Raw genomic sequence first — 17,758 nt, forward strand, 5'->3', positions numbered from 1 at the left:
GGGGTATGTCAGCCAACGTCGTTGTTGTCGGTGCCGGCTATGCCGGTGCTGGAACCGTGAAATCGTTTGAAGACGAGATCGACGAGGGAGAAGCCGAACTGACGTGGATCTCCGAACACGACTACCACCTTGTCCTACACGAGACCCACCGCGTGATCCGGAATCCCGAGGTCGAATCGAAGGTGGCGATCCCGGTCGACGAGATCAAATCGCCGTCGACGAACTTCATCCGCGACCGCGTCACCGATATCGACACCGACGATCAAACACTCGAACTGCAGGACGGCGAGTCAGTCGACTACGATTACCTGCTCGTGGCGGTCGGCAGCTCGACCGCCTTCTTCGGGATCGACGGCCTCGAAGAACACTCCCTGACGCTGAAAAGTCTCGATGACGCCCGCGAGATCCACGAGGCGGTTCGGACGGCCGGCGAGGAGGCAACGCAATCCGAGCCGGCACAGGTGTTGGTCGGCGGTGCGGGGCTGTCGGGGATCCAGATCGCCGGCGAGATCGCCGGCTACCGCGATGACACCCACACCCCGATCGACATCAAGCTGATCGAAGGCCTCGATGAGATCTTCCCGGGCAACGATCCCGAGGTGCAGGGCGCGCTCCGGAAACGCCTGCTGGAACGCGATATCGAGATCCTCACCGGCGATTTTATCTCCGAGGTCGACGAGGACGCCGTCTACCTTGGCGAGGAATCGATGCCGTACGACGTGCTCGTGTGGGCCGGCGGTATCACCGGCCGGGATCCGGCCGCCAACAGCGACCTTGAGAAGGATGAGCGATCGAACCGACTCCACGCCGAATCAAACTTCCAGACCAGCGACGACCGCGTGTTTGCGATCGGCGACACCGCGCTGATCGATCAGGGCGGCGACGAGCAGGCCCCGCCGACCGCGGAGGCCGCCTGGACGGCGGCGGAGGTCGCCGGCGAAAACCTGGTTCGCGCACTGCGCGGCGCGCCGCTGAAATCCTGGCAACACAAGGATAAGGGAACGGCCATCTCGGTCGGCGAGGACGCCGTCGCCCACGATGTGATGGGGGTTCCGATCAACACCTTCGGCGGGGTCGCCGCCAGAACGCTCAAAAAGGCGATCGCCGCCCGCTGGATCGCCGAGGTAAGCTCAACGAAGCGAGCGATCAGTGCTTGGAGCGACATGTAAGTACGAAGAGACACCGACAGTCTACCAACCATCTACCGACCACGAACCGCGAAAAGAGGAAAACGCGCTATTCGTCGACCGGGGCGACCATCTCGTCGATTTCGAGGATCAGAATACTGTCAGTGTCATCCTTGGCATCGAGCGTGCCGGTGATCTTCAGCTTCGACAGCGGCGTCGGGCCGACAGTCACCGAATCGCCCTCGTGGAAATCGCGGATCGAGCCCTGAAGGTGGATCTCAGCCCGGCAGAGCTCCGGATGGTGGACACTGGAGAGATCGATGCTCTCGACGGTCGCGTTGTTGATCGGCTCGCCGTTGTGCTGGAGCGGTACCGGTGCCGGCTCATCCATCTGATCGACATCGAGGGCTTCGTAGGCGTCGGCCGTCGGCTTATAGCCGCCTTTCGGGCCGGGAACCCCTTCGACGAGCTGGAGGGCTTTGAGGCTCTGCATCTGGTTGCGGATCGTGCCCGGGTTTCGGTCGACTTCCTCGGCGATGTCCTCGCCTTTGATCGCGTCTTCAGCCTCGCGGTGGAGGTTGGTCAGTGCGGTCAGAATGGTTTTCTGACTTGGCGTGAGTTCGATCGATGACATATGTTTCCGTTCGATGGGACTACGCATAAATCCGATGGAAGAATAATTACAATTCAGGTGATAAATTTCAGTTCGGTATCAGCGTAAAATTCTTTCGGGGTGACAAACAAATCCTCTTCGTCCCGGCGATCGTGTCCTGTGACAGACACGCTCAGGGCTGAAGCTGTCGTTGTACCTGTTCGGCGACAGCCGATCGGAACGCGGTCTGATCGAGGCTGTCGACACCCAGAAACGCGTCGGGATGGTGTCGACCAACAGCCGCACAGAGTCGGTCAGTGACCACATCGACGGCGACCGGCTGCTCGGCCGCCCGAAGCGACGCAGCGATATCGTTGATCCGCCCTTGGGTTGCGTATTCGGTGGCCAGCGCGTCGATCGATAGTCCTGCTGCTGACTCGTCTGATACCGGTGACGTTGTAGCTGTCGGGACAGCAGCATTCGAGACCATGCCGCGGTGGCCCTGCTTATTCCGGATCACGACACCCGCAGCCGGGCCGTCGTACCACGCCGACCCCGGGATCTCGTAGCTGTCGACGCTGAAATCCCGAGCGTGAGCCTCGCGTGCAAAGGTGTTGATAGGGTCGAGTCCGAGCCGTCGAAAGATGCCATCGGCGGCATCCGGCGGGCGAAACGCCTCGTCGTCGGCCGCCCACACATCAGTCCCCAGAAACGGGGGCATCGACCCGAGATCGTAGGGCACCGACTCCCGGGTGGTCGCAACGCCGAAGAAGGTGACCCCCTCCACGTCGTCGACAGCCGCCCGCAGCGCGTCGCGGTCAAGCGATTCCCGGATGTGCCGAACCGCGCGCTGAAATGGAAGCGGGATCGCATCTGGGTCGTCGTAAACGGTCTCGGCGTCGCCAACCCGGAGCAGTCCCGAGTCCTGAAGCTGGAATCGCAGCGGCCGGCCATCGATCAGCTCCAGCAGCCAGAGATGCCCCGACAGAAGCTCACTCGGGGCCTCCGCGACCGGTGGTGTGGCTGGAAACGCGTTCACTCGTCAATCATCACTCGCTGTCGCCGTCTCGGGGTCGGCGTCGAGATCAACGTCGGCCTCGGATTCGTCGGTCACCATCTCCCGTGGGATCACGTCGAGACAGGCGACGCGATCGTCAGCAGCGAGATCCATGACGATCACGCCCATCGTGTTGCGGCCGACCGTCGAGATATCCTCGACCGGCGTCCGCATGATCTGGCCCGATCGACTCATCACGACGAGGTGATCGCCCGGCCCGACGGTCTCCATCGCACAGACGGAACCGTTGCGGTCGCCCGTTTTGATATCGATCAACCCCTTGCCATTACGCGATTGGACGCGGTAGTCGCCGATATCGGAGCGTTTGCCGTAGCCGTTTTCGGTGACCGTCAGCACCCAGCTGTGGCGGTCGGTGTCGACGGCGGCGACGCCGGCGACGGTGTCGGTATCGCGGAGGTCGATCCCGCGGACGCCACGGGCACTCCGGCCCATTGCGCGAACATCGTCCTCGTCGAAGCGGATCGACATCCCGCCGGTCGTCGTCACCACGAGTGTCCGGTCGCCGTCGGTGACCTCCACGTCGACAAGTTCGTCGCCATCCTCCAGTCGGATCGCACGGATGCCCGAGGTGTGGATGTTCTGGAACTCCGCGACGCCGGTGCGTTTGATGTAGCCGTCCCGGGTCACCATCGTCAGATACCGGTCGGCGTCACCCTCCTCGATCTCGATGTCGTCGGTGTTGACCACGGCAGTCAACTCCTCGCCGTCGTCGAGATCGAGGATGTTGACCGCGGATTTCCCGCGGGCTGTGCGGCTCATCTCGGGGATCTGGAACCCACGGAGCTTGTAGATCTGGCCGTGATTGGTGAAACACAGCAGGTAGTCGTGGGTGTTGGCGACGAACACCGAGGAGACCGCGTCGCCTTCCTTGAGATCTGTGCCGATGATCCCTTTGCCGCCGCGGTGCTGAGCGGAAAAAGTCGACAGCGGCATTCGCTTGATGTAGTCGTCTTCGGACATGGCGACGACGATATCCTCCTCAGGGATGAGATCCTCGTGGGCGACGGTGTCGGTGTCCTCGATAAAGGAGGTGCGTCGCTCGTCGTCGTATTCGTCCTTGATTTCGAGTAGCTCCTCCTCGATGACGCCCAGCAGCTCGCTCTCGTTGGTGAGGATCTCCTGAAGACGGTCGATCCGTGCCTGGACTTCCTCGTACTCGTCTTTGATCGCTTGGGCCTCCATCGAGGTCAGCGAGCCGAGCTGCATCGAAACGATGTGGTCGACCTGATCTTCTGAGAAGTCAAACTCCTCGCGGAGGGCAGCTTTTGCGGCGTCGCGGTCGTCGGCATCCTGGATCGTCTCGACGACGCTATCGACGTTGTTGAGCGCGGTCAGCCGGCCTTCGAGGATGTGGGCGCGATCTTCGGCCTCGTCGAGTTCGTACTGGGAGCGGCGGCGGACGACATCCCGGCGGTGATCAACGTAGTGTTTGAGTGTTTCGCGCAGATTCAGCACCTGCGGCGCGCCGTCGACGAGCGCGAGGTTGATGACGCCGAAGGTCGATTCGAGGTGACTTTCGAGCAGCTGATTTTTGACGACATCGACCATCGCATCGCGTTTGAGGTCGATGACGACGCGGATGCCATCGCGGTCGGACTCATCGCGGAGATCCCGAATCCCTTCGAGTTTGCCCTCGTTCACATCGTCTGCGATGCGCTCGACGAGACGGGCTTTGTTCTCCTGGAAGGGGAGTTCGGTGATGACGATCCGGCCCTCCTCCTCATCGACCTCGAACTCGGCGCGCACCCGGACGCGACCGCGGCCGGTCTTGTACGCCGAGTGGACGCCACCGCGGCCGACGATGTTGGCACCGGTCGGGAAATCCGGCCCCTTGACATGATCCATCAGATCCTCGACGGTCGCCTCAGGGTTGTTGATCAGATGGACGGTCGCGTCGATGACCTCCCCGAGATTGTGCGGCGGGATGTTCGTCGACATCCCGACAGCGATCCCAGAGGAGCCGTTGACCAAGAGATTGGGAAACGCCGACGGCAACACGTCAGGCTCCTGGAGGCGGTCGTCATAGTTCGCGCTGAAATCGACCGTGTCCTTTTCGATGTCGGCCAGCAGCTCCTCGGCGATGGGAGCCATGCGGGCCTCCGTGTAGCGCATCGCGGCTGGTGGGTCGCCGTCAACAGAGCCGAAGTTGCCCTGGCCGTCGACGAGGGGGTACCGCATCGAGAAATCCTGGGCCATCCGGGCGAGCGTGTCGTAGATCGCGCTGTCGCCGTGCGGGTGGAAATCACCCATCGTCTCGCCGACGATCGAGGAGCTTTTGCGGTGGGCCGAGCCCGCCGAGACGCCGGCCTCGTGCATTGCATATAGGATGCGGCGGTGGACGGGTTTGAGGCCGTCCCGCACGTCAGGCAGTGCGCGCCCGGCGATGACTGACATCGCATAATCGATGTAGGACTGCTCCATCTCGTCTTCGATTCGGGCGGTCTCGACCCGTGCGGCGTCGACATCGGGTTCCTCAGGTAGATCAGTGCTCATTAGATATCAACCCATTCGGCGTCGGTCGCGTGTTCCTTGATGAACTGTTTCCGCGGTTCGACGGCGTCACCCATCAGGATCGAAAACATCCGATCGGCCGCCGCCGCATCCTCGATGGTGATCCGCTTGAGGATGCGGTTTTCGGGATCCATCGTCGTCTCCCACAGTTGATCCGGGTTCATCTCTCCAAGCCCTTTGAACCGTTGAACCTGGGTTGGGTTCCCGTTGCATTTCTCCTCGATAATGCGGTCACGGTCGGCTTCGCTCATCGCGTCGTAGGTGTTGCCACGGTACCGAACCCGATACAGCGGCGGTTGGGCCGCGTAGACGTAGCCCGCCTCGATCAACGGCCGCATATGACGGTATAGCAGGGTTAAGAGGAGTGTTCTGATATGGGCCCCATCGACATCGGCGTCGGTATTGTGAGCACAGAGGCCGCCCATGCCGGCGATGAAGTTCTCGTCACTCTCGACCGAGAAGTCGTAGACATACTCGCTGGACGGCTCGACTTCCGATACCTCTCTTACCGAGAGCGCGACGAGATCATCGGAGATCTCACGGTATCGCCTCGCACCCGGATTGTCGTGGCCGTCGTCAACTTTCGGTATGAGTGCGTCGCCGTTACGGTGGGGCTCCCACACATCACGAATACGGTCGAGATCAGCGCGCGCTGCGACCGTGACGGTGTGTCGCTCCGCGTTTGTCTCGTAGCCGCCATCGAGAGCCGACGGTGGTGTGGTAGAATGAGAGCCCATGACGCCCTGTGCGGAGAGCAGATACATGAGACCACTGGCGAGATCGCGTGAACAAGTCGTCCACGCGATCCGATTCTCGTTGACTGTCCCATCGCCGTGCAGATATCCGCGGAGGAACGCCTGCTGACACGACGACGACACGTCGAAAACGAGATCTGGAACGGATTTGTCGACCGCAGTGTCGCCGTCGAAGCCGAAGACGTGTTCCCAGACGAGGGCCGCAACGCGGTTGACGAGTTTGACCTCGTCAACGCGGTCGTCGGCCTCGGTGTGTTTGGCTGGGATCCCGAAGACCGCCTCGAACGCATCGATGTAGCGATCCCGTAGCGACTCGTTGGTGTCACCAATCGCCAGCCGAACCCCGTTGCGCGGCGAACTCGATCCGTCGGCCGCGTAGATGCCAAACAGCTCACAGAGCGTCTCGTCGATTTCGACGTAGCGGTCGATCCCGTGATCAGCGTAATGTTCCGGCGTCAACTCAACGTGAGCGTCGTCCGGGATATCATCGAGATCTGACTCCTCAAGTTCGCTGATCCTGACGTAGTCCCGAACACGGTTCGCGGGCGCGCTCTCGTATTGGTTGTTCCACCGCTGGTCGAGCAGCGAGTCGCCGACAGTCACCTCGTCCATCACTGCTGCGGGCGACTTGCCGACCGCCTCGCAGTAGGCCTCGAAGTTCGAGACCGTCGGCCGCGAGTTGCCACGCTCCCACTGCGAGACCGTGATCGGCTGGGATACACCAACAGCATCACACACGTCCTGCTGTGTCAGTCCTGCATCGGTTCGTTCGGATCGGAGCTGTGAGCGAACCGACTCCGGGATCTTGACGCGCGGCTCCGCGCGGGCGACGGCCCCGCCGTCGGTAGCGTACTCCGCGCGAACCTGCTGTTTGAACATCTCCTCGATGCCCTCACCGCGGGCGTAGAGCTCCGAATCGAAGTCGTCCTGTCGTGCGACGAGTTCGGCCAGCAGGTCGATCCGGTCGCCGTCGCGGTCGCCGGAGACAGGGATCGACCGTGGGGCGACGACCTCGTCGCCCGGTTCGATCTCGTCGCCGTTCGCCAGCTGGATCTCCCCGTCGCGGTGGACGAACACGCTGTGGGAGGCAGTGACTTTCAGATTCCGTCCATAGCGCGTTTCGATCTCGTAGAGCGGCTCGTCGATCTTGTGGCGGATCACCTGATCGATCGGCCGGAACTTGGTTCGGTTGTCGTCGCGGCCGAAACAGAGCACCTCGTACTCCTCGTAGCCATCGCCGTCGACATCGATCACACCGTCGATGAACGAGCCGATCTCGACGAACTGCGTGTTGCCGTCGCCGTCGCGGACGAACCCGTGTTCCTCGCCATCGACGCTCATCAGGATGATCTTGTGATACCGTGTTTCGTCGATATCGAACTCCTCGCCGACGCCCGCGCCGATCGCGGTGATCAGCGCGCGGATCTCGTTGTTTTCGAGGATGCGATCAAGACGATGTTTCTCGACGTTGAGAATTTTTCCCTTGATCGGGAGGATCGCCTGATTGTGGCGGTCGCGGCCCTGTTTGGCCGAGCCACCGGCGGAGTCGCCCTCGACGACGAACAGTTCGCTCTCGCTGGGTTCGCGCGTCTGGCAGTCGGCGAGCTTGCCGGGGAGGGCGGTCGACTCCAGTGCCGATTTTCGCCGCGTTAGCTCCTCGGCTTGTTTGGCCGCCTTTCGTGCGCGGGCTGCCTCGGCGGCCTTCGCCACGACGGCCTCGCCGGTGTCGGGATTCTCTTCGAGATAGGTTCGAAGGTGTTCGTGGGTCGCACTTTCGACGATCCCGCGTACCTCGCTGTTGCCGAGTTTGGTCTTGGTCTGGCCCTCGAACTGCGGGTCGGGGTGTTTGACCGAGACGACGGCGGTGAGGCCCTCTCTGACATCCTCGCCTTTGAGATTCTCATCGAGATCGGTCGTCAGATTGTGGTCGTTCGCGTAATCGTTGATAACGCGTGTGAGCGCGGTCTTGAAGCCGGTGAGATGGGTGCCGCCCTCGCGGGTGTTGATGTTGTTGGCGAAGGCATGAATCGAGCCTTGGAGCTCGTCGGTGGCCTGGATGGCGATCTCGACGGCGATACCCTCCTCCTCGTCCTCAAAGTAAATAACCTCCTCGTGGAGCGGGGTTTTCGTCTCGTTGAGATAGTGAACGAACTCCTTGATGCCGCCGTCATACAGAAACACATCCTCCTCGTCGGTTCGTTCGTCGGTAAGTGTGATCTTGACACCGGAGTTGAGAAAGGCAAGCTCCCGAAGCCGGTTGGCCAGCGTCGAGTAGGTGAACTCGGTCGTCTCGAAGATCTCGTCGTCAGGCCAAAAGCGGATCTGCGTGCCGGTCTCTTCGTCGGGTTCCAGTTGTCGAACCTCCTGGAAGCCGTCGGGCTCGGGCTCGCCGTGATCGAAGCTATGCGTCCAAAGAGAGCCATCGCGGCGCACCTCGACCTCCAGGGATTTGGCGAGAGCGTTGACAACGCTGACGCCGACGCCGTGCAACCCACCGGAGACCTGGTAGGATTTGTTGTCGAACTTCCCGCCGGCGTGAAGCACAGTCATGATGACCTCGACGGCCGGCCGGTCGTACTCCTCGTGGATGTCGACCGGGATCCCGCGGCCATCGTCGGCGACCGAGACGGAGCCATCGTCGTGGATCGTCACCTCGATGTGGTCGCAGTGGCCCGCCAACGCCTCGTCGATCGAGTTGTCGACGACCTCATAAACGAGATGGTGGAGCCCGCGGCCGTCGGTCGAGCCGATATACATCGCCGGCCGTTTGCGGACAGCCTGCAAGCCCTCTAGGACTTGGATCTGTCCGGCTCCGTAATCGCTGTCGTCTGCCATAGAACTATACATCCATAGTAGACCCCGTGGGATAAAGCTCCCGCACCCGCGCGCGCGTAGCCGGGCGGACAGTCACATAGATTATACTCCTTCCGGCGAAAGGGGGTTCATAGCATGACATCCTTCCAGGCAGAACTCGGTGCCGACGAGGGGATCGCCGAGGAGTTGGCCAAGGGCCAACGCGAGATCTCCATCGCCGAGTTCTTCGAGAAGAACAAGCATATGCTCGGCTTCGACTCGGGGGCCCGCGGGCTGGTCACCGCGGTCAAGGAAGCCGTCGACAACGCTCTCGACGCCACCGAGGAAGCCGGGATCAGACCCGACATCTACGTCGAGATTACGGAGGTCGGCGACTACTACCGCGTCGTCGTCGAGGACAACGGCCCCGGAATTACGAAAGACCAGGTTCCGAAGATCTTCGGCAAACTGCTGTACGGCTCCCGGTTCCACGCCCGTGAGCAAAATCGCGGTCAACAGGGGATCGGAATCTCGGCGGCCGTGCTCTACTCCCAACTGACCAGCGGGAAACCCGCCAAGATCACCAGTCGAACGAAGGAAGCCGACCAGGCCGAATACTTCGAGCTCATCATCGACACCGACACCAACGAGCCGGAGATCCGGGACTCGGAGCCGACAACGTGGGATCGCACCCACGGCACCCGCATCGAGCTGGAGATGGAAGCCAACATGCGAGCCCGCCAGCAGCTCCACCAGTACATCAAAAACACGGCCGTTGTCAACCCCCACGCCCGGATCGAACTGCGCGAGCCCGGCCTTGAGGAACCCCTGAAATTCGAACGTGGCACCGACCAACTGCCCGCGGAAACGAGCGAGATCCGCCCACACCCGCACGGCGTCGAACTCGGGACGCTGATCAAGATGATCGCCGCGACCGAATCCTACTCTGTCTCCGGCTTTTTGCAGGAGGAGTTCACCCGCGTCGGCAAGAAAACCGCCGACAAGGTGCTCGACTCGTTCCGCGACCGTCACTTCGGGCGGGAACTCGCGTGGCCGACGCCCGCGACCGGCATCGACATCGCGGGCGCAGTCACCGACGCCGTCTCGAACAAGGGAGCCGAGGCGACCGAGACGTTCGCCACCGAGATCGAGGCCGAGCTGCGCGGCCGCGACCGAACCGCCCACTCGGAGTTAGCGGCCATCGTCGACGAGATCGCCGACGAGATCGAAGCCGACACCGGCCGCACGTTCGGTGCGACCGTTCGAGAGCACGCTGTCGACGCCGCGTGGGGCGAACTCACCGTCTTCGAGAGCGACGATGCAACGAACGGCGAGGAGCCCGGCCGCGATCACCTCACGCCCGGCCTCTATGGCCTCGTTGACGACGCCACGAGCAGCCGGAAGGACGACGAAACCGTCCAGGCTCTCGCCGAACGCTTGGCCCGCCGCGCCGACGGGCTCGGCGACGACGGCGACAGACGGTTCCGGGTGACCCACGACGAGCTGTCGGCGATGGTTGAGGCCGCCGCCGACGCGACCGTCGAGTACGACGACGTGACCCTCGGTGAGACCGCCCGCGAGAAGATCACCGACGCGCTGTGGTCGGCCGCCCAAACCGTTCCCGATGAGGTGCCGAAGATCAGCGAGATCGAGGGCGACCGCGACACCGCCAGCGAACTGCTGGAGGCGATGCGGGCGACCGACATCCTCTCGCCGCCGACCGACTGTCTCTCGCCGATCACGGCTGATCTCGTCGAGGCCGGGCTTCGCAAGGAGTACGACGCGGACTTCTTCGCCGCAGCAACACGAGACGCCGAGGTTCACGGTGGCGACCCCTTCATCGTCGAAGCCGGGATCGCCTACGGCGGCGACCTCCAATCGGAGGGGAAGATCGATCTCCTGCGGTTTGCCAACCGGGTGCCCTTGGTCTACCAGCAGGGTGCCTGTAGCTCGACAGATGTGGTGAAAGGGATCGGCTGGCGGAACTACGGCCTCGACCAGCCGGGCGGCAGTGGCCTTCCGAACGGGCCCGCCGTACTGATGATCCACGTCGCCTCGACGAACGTCCCCTTCACCAGCGAATCGAAGGACGCGATCGCCAATATTCCGGAAATAGAGGATGAAATCGAGTTGGCGATCCGCGAGGCCGCCCGCGAGCTCAAATCCTATCTCAACAAGCGACGCTCCCTTGAGAAACGCCAGCAGAAACAGAGCGTCCTCAGCCAGATCCTGCCCGAGATGGCCGACAAGGTCGCCGAGGTGACCGGCCAGGAGCGACCAAACATCGACGCCGCGATGGGGCGAATCATGAACAACCTCTGTATCGACCGCGAGATCGACGACGGGACGGTGACGCTCCACGTCGAGAACTACTCGGATCGCGCCGAAACGCCCGAAATCACCGAGATCGTCTCGGTTGAGCCGACCGACGTGGAGGGTGAGGGAGCCAACGTCGTCGACCTCGACGGCGAGTGGTTCATCCAGTGGTCGCCGTCGCTGTCGGCCGGCGAGGAGATCACACTCACCTACACCGTCGGGAGCGACGCCGAGTTCGATATCACCGTCGAGGGTGTCGAAACCGAGAAACTGACGCTGAACGCCTGAGCTACAATCAAAATCATGAGCACGAAACTCAACGAAGAACGCGCCCGCGAACAGCTCATCGACCTCGCCGCGGAGTTTTACGACCAGTTTGCCGGCGGCGAGATCCCGCATATGACGCTGCCAACCCGAACGAAGAGCAATATCGAGTACGATCCCGACTCTGGGGTCTGGGTGTACGGTGATCGCACCTCAACCCGGAGTGCGAACTCAGTCCGTGGTGCTCGTAAGCTCCTGAAAGCCGTCTACACCATCGAATTCCTCGCGGAGCAACTCGACCAGGGTCGCTCCTCGACGCTGCGTGAACTCTACTACCTCTCGGAATCGTGGGACAACGAGGAGGCCCATTTCTCCGATCAGGACGAGTCAAACCAGATGATCGAGGATCTTGAGATCGTCTCGGAGGTCACCCGCGAGGACTTCCACATGCGCCCCGAGGAGTCCGGGGCGACGCTGATGGGGCCGCTCCTGTTGCGCGAGCAGACCCGCCGCGGCGAACGCGAGATCCACTGTCAGAAGGATGTCGGCGAGGGCGGCTATCAGATCCCGAACAACCCCGACACCATCGAGTTTCTCGATGCCGACATCGACTTCGTCCTCTGTGTCGAGACCGGCGGGATGCGGGATCGACTTATCGAAAACGGGTTCGACGAGCAGTACAACTGCCTTGTTGTCCACCTCAAAGGCCAACCGGCCCGTGCGACCCGCCGAATCACCAAACGCCTGCACAACGAACTCGATCTCCCGGTGGTCGTTTTCTGTGACGGCGACCCCTGGTCGTACCGGATCTACGGCTCGGTCGCCTACGGCTCGATCAAATCCGCCCACCTCTCGGAGCATCTCGCCACGCCGGAAGCGCGCTATGTCGGCATCCAACCGACCGATATCGTCGAGTACGACCTCCCGACCGATCCGCTGGCCGACTCCGACATCAACGCCCTTGAGTCCGAGCTCACCGATCCGCGCTTCCAGACCGACTACTGGGAGGAGCAGATCGAGCTCCAACTCGATATCGGCAAGAAGGCCGAACAGCAGTCGCTGGCGGCCAACGGGCTTGATTTCGTCACCGACACCTACCTGCCGGAACGACTCGACCAAATGGGCGTTCTCTAGAGAATCTAGTAAATATTTGATAGCTAACTGAGAGATTTAGTCGAAGAAAACATACGAACCGCCAGTATTTTGTTATCAGTGGTCGCATTGCGGGTAATGACCGATCCGATTCGCGTGCTCTATCTCAGTGGGTCGACAGCCGGCGCACGGTCGCCACCGCTGGCCGACCACACGGGGTTCGACGTGACGACCGCAGACAGCGTGACCGAGGGATGCGATCGGCTATCGACGGACACGCCGGCGTGTGTTGTCGCCACCCCTGCGGCGATCGCTGATGCCGACGACGCGGCGATACGGACGCTGTGGAACGCCACCCCCGAGTGCCCGTGTCTGCTCGCACCGCCGCCGAGCGAACCCCCGGTTGTCGGCGACGGGGCCCCCACCATGGCCGACACAGCCGCCGACCCAACGACCGCCGATCACACACCGTCGCTGGCAGCCCGGATTCGCACCGCCGTCGGCGCGCCAGCGACGACCGACGCTAACCCGGAGCACTACGGCGATAACCGAGCGACCGACGACAGCGCGCCGACAGCCGACACCGCCGAGCCGGCATACCGGTCGCTCATCGAAGATGGGTTGGCGATCTCCTCGGTCGGCACCTTCGTCCTTGATAGCGATTTCTCGGTCGTCTGGCTCAACGACGGCATCGAGGAGTATTTTGGGGTTGATCGTGAGTCGGTGCTGGGCAGAGACAAACGACGGCTCATCAACGATCGCCTCAAACACATCTTCGCCGAGTCCGAGCGGTTCGCCGAGACCGTCTGTGCCACCTACGACGACAACACCTACGTCGAGCAGTTCACCTGCCACGTCGTCGGCGACGACAGCCGCGACGATCGGTGGCTCGAACACTCCAGCTACCCGATTCAGGATGGGCCATACGCCGGCGGCCGGATCGAACACTACGTCGATATCACCGAGCAACGAGAGACACACCAACAGCTCGAAGCCCAAAACGAGCGACTCGCGGAGTTCGCCAGCATCGCCAGCCACGACCTCCGAAATCCGCTGCACGTGATGGGGAGTTCACTGGAATTGGCCGCCGAAACCGGCGAGGCCGAACACTTCGAGCGAGCCGAACGGGCCGTCGATCGGATGGAACAGCTGATCGACGATCTCCTCGTGTTGGCTCAACAGGGCGAGGGGATCGATACCGTCGAACCGGTCGATCTCGACGACATCGCCCGGGAGTGTTGGGGGAATCTCTCGACGGCGGAGGCAACCCTGCGTGTCGAGGCGGATCGCACTATCATGGCCGATCGGAGCCGACTCAGCCAGCTGCTCGAAAACCTGTTCAGCAACAGCATCGACCACGCCGGCACCGGGGTGACGATCACGGTCGATGCCTGCGACGGTGGGTTTGTTGTGGTTGATGACGGCCCCGGTGTGCCGCCCGATGACCGCGAGAACATCTTCAAGCGGGGGTACACGACAACTCGGGAGGGAACCGGTTTGGGGCTCTACATCGTCAGTGAGATCGCCGCGGCTCACGGCTGGGACGTGGCAATCGCCGAGGGCGCAGAGAGCACCGACAGCGCGGAGAACGGAGCCCGGATCGAGATCACGGGCGTCGATGACGCGGCCGGGAGTTGAACCGACTCGCTACTCGTATCGCCACTCGTCGGTTGCCTGCTCGTAGTCGAGCAGCTCCTCCTCATCAAAGAAGACCGCGATCTCTCGTTCGTTTGCGCCCTCGTCCTCGTGGTCTGAGGCGTGGATCACGTTGCGACCGAGATCAAGGCCGTGATCGCCACGGATCGTGCCGGGAGCAGCCTCAGCAGGGTCGGTCGCGCCGACCATCCGGCGCACCTGCCGGGTCGCATCTTTCCCCTCCCAGACCATCGCAAACACCGGGCCGGAGGTGATGAAGTCGATCAACCCCTCAAAAAACGGCTTGCCCTCGTGTTCGCTGTAGTGCGTTTTCGCAAGCTCCTCGTCAAGCTGGAGGGCCTTCGCCCCGACGAGCTTCAGCCCACGGTGCTCAAACCGAGAGATAATCTCACCGATCAAGCTACGCTGGACACCGTCCGGTTTCACCATCACAAAGGTTCGCTCGTCGTAGGACATACGAAACGTAGAGTGCGCCGTGGGTTATTCTTGTTGGCCGGCGTCGCCGCGGCCGGCCTCGGTCCATTCGAGGTCGCGGGGCTCGCGACCGAGTCGGTAGTTCTTCTCGGCTTTCGAGTCCTTGAAATGGAGGATCGTGCCGTCCTTCTTGACGAACATCGTCCCCGTGCCGGGCTCGATCTCTTCGCCTGAATAGTCACAGGTTCGTGTTTCAACCATCGTTATTGCCCTCCGATCGAGTCGGCATCGCGCTGGGTCTCCCGCAGCTGGAGCACGTCGCCCTCGCGGATCGGGCCCAGCACGTTGCGCGTGATGATGCGGCCCTTGTTCGAGCCTTCGCGGATGCGGCATTTGACCTGCATGGCCTCGCCGTGCATCCCGGTTTTGCCGACGACCTCGATGACCTCAGCGGCCGTCGAGTCGCCAGTGGTCTCCTCTTCTGCGCTCATGGGTGGTTAGTTGAGTTCCTCGACCTTCTCGGCGATGTCTTCGATGTCGTCGCTGGCGTCGCCCGCGCTGGTGACGGCGGCCGCGGCGCTGCCAACTTCGAGGCCGGCGGCGTGGCCAACGTCGTCTTGGGTCTCGACGAAGATGACCGGGATGCCCTTCTCCTCGGCGAGTTCGGGGAGGTGCATCACGATCTCTTCGGGCGAGACATCCTCGGCGACGAAGACGAGCTGGGCGTTGCCGCGCTCGACGGCCTTCGTGGTCTCGTTGGTTCCTTTCTTGACGCTGCCTGTGTCTCGGGCGACCTCAAGGGCGTCGAGTGCGCGCTCTTCGAGGTCGGCTGGGGTTTCGTAGTTGACGTAAACTGCCATAGTTTTCCTCTCCCTATCCTCGGGCTCACACAACCTCGCCGAACGGTAGATCCCTGACGGCGAGGCGTATCATCAACCCGGATAGGCTGTACCCCGTCGTTTGCGACACCTGCATAAAAGGACTTTCAAACCACGCCGGGCATGTGATGGTGAACCACGGACGAGCGTACCCGTCACTGCGGGCGACATTGGTCACTCAGTCGGCAACGTCGCCTGCTCGGTAACTGGCTTCGTCTCTCCTTGTTCGATAGCGTCGATCATCGCATTGGCGACCGCTTCGATCATCGGTACCGGAACCGAGTTGCCGACCTGCTTGCGGATGCTCGTGAACGACCCGGTAACCTCGAAGGATTCCGGGTACCCCTGCAAGCGAAGCATCTCCCGCGGCGTGATGTGTCGCTCGCCGTTGACGAGCAAGTAGTTATAGGATGCGTTGGCACGGAGCGCGCAGGAGTACGGCAACACTGAGACGTTGCCAGCGCGGTTTTCGTGCCATACGGACGGGTAGAACGTGTTCGATTCGTTGACGGCTTCCTGTCGCTTCTCTCGGATATACTCGGTCGCCTCGTATTTTTCATCGACTTCCTCGTCGTCTAAGAGAATATCCGTGAGCTCGGCTTCGGCTGTATTGCTCTCTGGGATGGTGAACTTGTAGTTCTCTCTGAAGCCGACAATGATCGTCCGCTCACGCTTCTGAGGCAAGCCGAAATCCAACGCATTGAGCACCTTCGAACTGACGTGATAGCCAGCCTGCTCAAGCCGATCAACGATGAACTCAAACACCTCGCCGTCGTCGATACCCTTGAGATGCTTCACGTTCTCCAGCAGGAAGGCGTGGGGCTGTTTTTCAGAGAGTATGCGCTCGATCTCAAAGAAGAGCGCGCCGCGATCATCGTCGATACCCTCCTTGTCGCCCATGATACTAAACGATGGACAAGGCCACCCACCGACGAGTATGTCGTGATCGGGAATCTCATCGGCTGGAATTTTCGTAATATCGCCAGCCGGTTCGTCGTCGAAGTTGTCTTGGTAGGTCTGTCGAGCGTCCTCGTCGATTTCGGATGAGAACACGCAGTCGCCACCGGCAGCCTCGAACGCCAATCGCATGCCGCCGATGCCCGCAAACAGATCAATAAACGTGAACGCATCCGAGTCCATACGATATGCTACTGCGTTCTCTCGCAAAAAACCTCCCACTGCCGGCGACTACGCTGGGTCGTCAGCGGCCTCGATTTCCCAGATCCCCGTTAGCTCAATCGCATCGTAGTTTCGTTCAGCGATGAGGTTGTCGACGGGCGGCACTTTCGTGTCACCGCTTCGGTACTCCTCGTTGAACTCGCTTCGAAGGTGTCGAAGCAGTGGCTCGCCAAGTCGGTCTGGATACGCTCGAAGCGCGGTTCCGTACCACGTTTCGAGATCTGCGATTGTAACAATAGCTTTGACACGCTCGACCCCGAGTTGTTTCGAGACGCTCTCGATCACGTCTTTTTCGGCATCCCGACAGACGACAACGATCCGATCGACGTATGAGTTCTCCTCAATATCGTTGAGTGTCTCCCGGGTAAGGGAGACGTATTTTACCTGTACCATCGTGCCGAAGTTGGTGCCGATATCGACACCCTTGTCCGCTGCATAGGTTGCCTGTCCTGCACGATGGATATCGACTATTGTTTCGAACGTTGTTTCCTCCTGTTCAAGTCCCATAAACGTCGTAATGAACTCGGAGAAATCGCTCAGAATCTCTTCATCTGGGCGTTCAATTTCCAGTTTCGCTTTCGCCTCTACGGCCTCCGCAATCGAATTGAACAGGGCATAGACTGCAATTTCGAGCAGTGCGTCGTCTTGGAGCCCACCGACCTCAGTCGTCAGTTCCATATATCGTTCAAACGAGAAGTCACCGACCGCGGACTCGTTGATGTAATCACGGGCTGCGATCAGCGATCCCCATTTGTCGTGTTTGAGTCTGTGATAGATATAGCTCTCAACAAGGCCGTCTTCGGCTGTGTTCACTGCATCTAACGCAGAGAGGCTTTCGGGGTCGATGAGGTCACTGAAATCTTTCTGGTAGGATTTCGAAGAGGAGGATGCCTTCCCTGTGAGCCGAAGCGAGATATCGTCACGCCAACGACCACTGTCAACACGATAGCTCTCGGGATCCTCCAACGCCACATCATCGACTGTCCGCGAGTGATAGAGGATTTCAGCGACCCTAATCGGTCGAAAACAGCGAAATCTAGCGTTGTTGATCAGGGTATCGATCTCAGCCTTAGCATCCTCGATCTCCATGTCGGTACCTCACA

General features: G+C 61.4%; 13 protein-coding genes and 3 pseudogenes. 4 read left to right on the forward strand and 12 right to left on the reverse strand.

Features of this window, described 5'->3' with window-relative positions; translation table 11 throughout:
• Positions 1-5 precede the first annotated feature (5 nt).
• Positions 6-1,169 carry an NAD(P)/FAD-dependent oxidoreductase gene (locus EWF95_RS00710; protein ID WP_142442071.1) on the forward strand — a complete coding sequence of 388 codons (1,164 nt, stop codon included), beginning with the start codon at positions 6-8 and terminating at the stop codon, positions 1,167-1,169.
• A 67-nt stretch (positions 1,170-1,236) separates the two neighbouring features.
• Here EWF95_RS00710 and EWF95_RS00715 read toward each other — a convergent pair whose 3' ends face one another.
• The 6 genes and pseudogenes from EWF95_RS00715 to EWF95_RS13870 form a co-directional block, all read right to left on the reverse strand.
• Positions 1,237-1,761, reverse strand: coding sequence for an Rrf2 family transcriptional regulator (locus EWF95_RS00715; protein ID WP_142442072.1), 525 nt, complete (start codon positions 1,759-1,761; stop codon positions 1,237-1,239).
• Between the two features lie 151 nt (positions 1,762-1,912).
• Entirely contained in the window at positions 1,913-2,758 is an 846-nt protein-coding gene (locus EWF95_RS00720; RefSeq protein WP_142442073.1) for a hypothetical protein, read from the reverse strand.
• A 3-nt stretch (positions 2,759-2,761) separates the two neighbouring features.
• Entirely contained in the window at positions 2,762-5,290 is a 2,529-nt protein-coding gene (gene gyrA / locus EWF95_RS00725) for a DNA gyrase subunit A (protein ID WP_142442074.1), read from the reverse strand.
• Positions 5,290-5,709: pseudogene (locus EWF95_RS13860) on the reverse strand (DNA topoisomerase IV subunit B); the annotation flags it as partial. The pseudogene EWF95_RS13860 and the gene gyrA, both read right to left, overlap by 1 nt.
• A 6-nt stretch (positions 5,710-5,715) precedes the next feature.
• A pseudogene (locus EWF95_RS13865) lies at positions 5,716-7,404 on the reverse strand (LAGLIDADG family homing endonuclease); the annotation flags it as partial.
• Positions 7,390-8,898 (reverse strand): annotated as a pseudogene (locus tag EWF95_RS13870) (DNA gyrase subunit B); the annotation flags it as partial. The pseudogenes EWF95_RS13865 and EWF95_RS13870, both read right to left, overlap by 15 nt.
• A 114-nt stretch (positions 8,899-9,012) precedes the next feature.
• On the opposite strand from EWF95_RS13870, the gene EWF95_RS00735 reads away from it, so the two are divergent.
• From EWF95_RS00735 to EWF95_RS00745, 3 genes are all read left to right on the forward strand, one after another.
• Positions 9,013-11,460 carry a DNA topoisomerase VI subunit B gene (locus tag EWF95_RS00735; RefSeq protein ID WP_142442076.1) on the forward strand — a complete coding sequence of 816 codons (2,448 nt, stop codon included), beginning with the start codon at positions 9,013-9,015 and terminating at the stop codon, positions 11,458-11,460.
• A 15-nt stretch (positions 11,461-11,475) separates the two neighbouring features.
• Entirely contained in the window at positions 11,476-12,570 is a 1,095-nt protein-coding gene (locus EWF95_RS00740; protein ID WP_142442077.1) for a DNA topoisomerase IV subunit A, read from the forward strand.
• Between the two features lie 96 nt (positions 12,571-12,666).
• Positions 12,667-14,166 carry a receiver/sensor box histidine kinase gene (locus tag EWF95_RS00745; protein ID WP_142442078.1) on the forward strand — a complete coding sequence of 500 codons (1,500 nt, stop codon included), beginning with the start codon at positions 12,667-12,669 and terminating at the stop codon, positions 14,164-14,166.
• A gap of 9 nt (positions 14,167-14,175) precedes the next feature.
• Here EWF95_RS00745 and ndk read toward each other — a convergent pair whose 3' ends face one another.
• The 6 genes from ndk to EWF95_RS00775 all read right to left on the reverse strand — a co-directional run bounded on the left by ndk (position 14,176) and on the right by EWF95_RS00775 (position 17,744).
• Entirely contained in the window at positions 14,176-14,640 is a 465-nt protein-coding gene (gene ndk, locus EWF95_RS00750) for a nucleoside-diphosphate kinase (protein WP_142442079.1), read from the reverse strand.
• Between the two features lie 24 nt (positions 14,641-14,664).
• Positions 14,665-14,859, reverse strand: a complete 195-nt coding sequence (locus EWF95_RS00755; protein WP_142442080.1) for a 50S ribosomal protein L24e — start codon at positions 14,857-14,859, stop codon at positions 14,665-14,667.
• Between the two features lie 2 nt (positions 14,860-14,861).
• Entirely contained in the window at positions 14,862-15,089 is a 228-nt protein-coding gene (locus EWF95_RS00760; RefSeq protein ID WP_021061981.1) for a 30S ribosomal protein S28e, read from the reverse strand.
• Between the two features lie 6 nt (positions 15,090-15,095).
• Positions 15,096-15,458 (reverse strand): 50S ribosomal protein L7Ae, encoded by a 363-nt coding sequence (rpl7ae, locus tag EWF95_RS00765; RefSeq protein ID WP_142442081.1) that lies wholly within the window; start codon positions 15,456-15,458, stop codon positions 15,096-15,098.
• 192 nt (positions 15,459-15,650) lie between these two features.
• Positions 15,651-16,616, reverse strand: a complete 966-nt coding sequence (locus EWF95_RS00770; protein WP_142442082.1) for a DNA cytosine methyltransferase — start codon at positions 16,614-16,616, stop codon at positions 15,651-15,653.
• Positions 16,617-16,664: 48 nt separating this feature from the next.
• Positions 16,665-17,744 carry a HaeII family restriction endonuclease gene (locus tag EWF95_RS00775; protein WP_142442083.1) on the reverse strand — a complete coding sequence of 360 codons (1,080 nt, stop codon included), beginning with the start codon at positions 17,742-17,744 and terminating at the stop codon, positions 16,665-16,667.
• Positions 17,745-17,758 lie beyond the last annotated feature (14 nt).

The sequence above is a fragment of the Halonotius roseus genome (assembly GCF_006861655.1).
Lineage (GTDB): Archaea > Halobacteriota > Halobacteria > Halobacteriales > Haloferacaceae > Halonotius > Halonotius roseus.

Bases quoted from the DNA above. Each gene is read 5' to 3' on its own strand.
- EWF95_RS00710 (WP_142442071.1), top strand. From the start codon at position 6: ATGTCAGCCAACGTCGTTGTTGTCGGTGCCGGCTATGCCGGTGCTGGA.
- EWF95_RS00715 (WP_142442072.1), bottom strand. From the start codon at position 1,761: ATGTCATCGATCGAACTCACGCCAAGTCAGAAAACCATTCTGACCGCA.
- gyrA (WP_142442074.1), bottom strand. From the start codon at position 5,290: ATGAGCACTGATCTACCTGAGGAACCCGATGTCGACGCCGCACGGGTC.
- EWF95_RS00735 (WP_142442076.1), top strand. From the start codon at position 9,013: ATGACATCCTTCCAGGCAGAACTCGGTGCCGACGAGGGGATCGCCGAG.
- EWF95_RS00740 (WP_142442077.1), top strand. From the start codon at position 11,476: ATGAGCACGAAACTCAACGAAGAACGCGCCCGCGAACAGCTCATCGAC.
- EWF95_RS00745 (WP_142442078.1), top strand. From the start codon at position 12,667: ATGACCGATCCGATTCGCGTGCTCTATCTCAGTGGGTCGACAGCCGGC.
- ndk (WP_142442079.1), bottom strand. From the start codon at position 14,640: ATGTCCTACGACGAGCGAACCTTTGTGATGGTGAAACCGGACGGTGTC.
- EWF95_RS00755 (WP_142442080.1), bottom strand. From the start codon at position 14,859: ATGGTTGAAACACGAACCTGTGACTATTCAGGCGAAGAGATCGAGCCC.
- EWF95_RS00760 (WP_021061981.1), bottom strand. From the start codon at position 15,089: ATGAGCGCAGAAGAGGAGACCACTGGCGACTCGACGGCCGCTGAGGTC.
- rpl7ae (WP_142442081.1), bottom strand. From the start codon at position 15,458: ATGGCAGTTTACGTCAACTACGAAACCCCAGCCGACCTCGAAGAGCGC.
- EWF95_RS00770 (WP_142442082.1), bottom strand. From the start codon at position 16,616: ATGGACTCGGATGCGTTCACGTTTATTGATCTGTTTGCGGGCATCGGC.
- EWF95_RS00775 (WP_142442083.1), bottom strand. From the start codon at position 17,744: ATGGAGATCGAGGATGCTAAGGCTGAGATCGATACCCTGATCAACAAC.